This is a genomic window from Streptomyces sp. RP5T (assembly GCF_003933965.1).
Classification (GTDB): Bacteria; Actinomycetota; Actinomycetes; order Streptomycetales; family Streptomycetaceae; genus Streptomyces.
The window spans coordinates 1-1,292 of the sequence record NZ_RSAJ01001098.1 but is presented as its reverse complement, the minus strand read 5'-3'; the positions used below and the strand labels follow the sequence as shown (position 1 = coordinate 1,292).

The window sequence follows — 1,292 nt, the reverse complement described above, 5'->3', positions numbered from 1 at the left end:
GGCCGGGCAGCACCGAGACCCGTTCCGCCGCGATGTTGGCGAGCACGGTGTCCACGTCGAACACCGGCTGCGGGATCATCGTCGCCCCGCGCATCAGACAGGCGATCACCCCGGCCTTGTAGCCGAAGGTGTGGAAGAAGGGGTTCACGATCAGGTAGCGGTCGCCGTGCCGCAACCCGGCGAGCTCGCACCAGACGTCGTAGGCCCGCAGGGTCTGCTCGTGGGTGATCACCGCGCCCTTGGGGCGGCCGGTGGTGCCGGAGGTGAAGACGATGTCGGAGGGCCACTCGGGGGCCACGGCGTCGGCGCGTGCCCGCACCTGCTCCTGCCCCACCCCGTCCCCGCCGGCCAGGAAGTCCTTCCAGGTGCGGTAGTCGGCGGGGGCGTCGTCCGAGAGCACCACGACCTGCTCCAGGCCGGGCAGCCCCGGACCCTCCGCGATCGCCCTGCGCAGGGACGCCACGTACGAGGTGCCGAGGAAGGTCCCGGTGACGAACAGCAGCCGGGCCCCGCTCCTGCGCAGCACGTCCGCGGCCTCGGCGCCCTTGAAGCGGGTGTTGAGCGGCACCAGGACCGCGCCCGCCGAGACCGCGCCCAGCGCGGCGACCATCCAGTCGGCGGAGTTGGGGGCCCAGACGGCCACCCGGTCGCCCGGGCGTACGTCGCCCGCCATGCAGGCCGCCGCCGCGCGCTCCACGCGGGCGCCCAACTCGCCGTAGGTGAGCCGGTTCCGGCCCTCCACGACCGCCTCGGTGCCGGCGTACCGTTCCGCCGCCCGGCGGACCAGCTCCGGGATGCTCCGCCACTCCACATCGGCCTCCCCGAAAGCGGAAACGCGTTAGCTGACTACCCGTCAGATTAGCTGTAGCCTGACGGGCTGTCAGCAGGCTTCACAGCGTGCGGAGGTGCGTGCAGCGTGACCCTCAAGGACGCCACGGCGATCGTGGGCATCGGACGGACCCCGTTCGCCAAGAACCTCGCCGAGGACGAGAGAACCCTGGCCTGCCGGGCCGTGCTCGCCGCCCTGGACGACGCCGGGATCGCCCCCGACGAGGTCGACGCCCTGGCCTCGTACACCATGGAGGAGACGGACGAGGTCGAGCTCGCGAAGGCCGTCGGCCTCGGCGACCTCACCTTCTTCAGCAAGGTCGGCTACGGCGGCGGCGGTTCGTGCGCCACGGTCGCCCACCTCGCGGCGGCGATAGCGAGCGGCCAGGCCACGGTCGGCGTCGCCTGGCGCTCCCGCAAGCGCGGGTCGGGCCCCCGCCCCTGGACCAACACCACCGTCCAAC

Annotated in this window: 1 protein-coding gene and 1 pseudogene; one reads left to right on the top strand and one right to left on the bottom strand. The window is 72.9% G+C overall.

Translation table 11 applies throughout. The annotated features are described in order from the left end of the window. Positions 1-811 (bottom strand): AMP-binding protein (locus tag EHS43_RS44740; protein ID WP_148104356.1); only part of this gene is annotated, 811 nt, incomplete at its 3' end. 105 nt (positions 812-916) lie between these two features. Here EHS43_RS44740 and EHS43_RS44735 point away from each other — a divergent pair. Then, positions 917-1,292 (top strand): annotated as a pseudogene (locus EHS43_RS44735) (lipid-transfer protein); the annotation flags it as partial.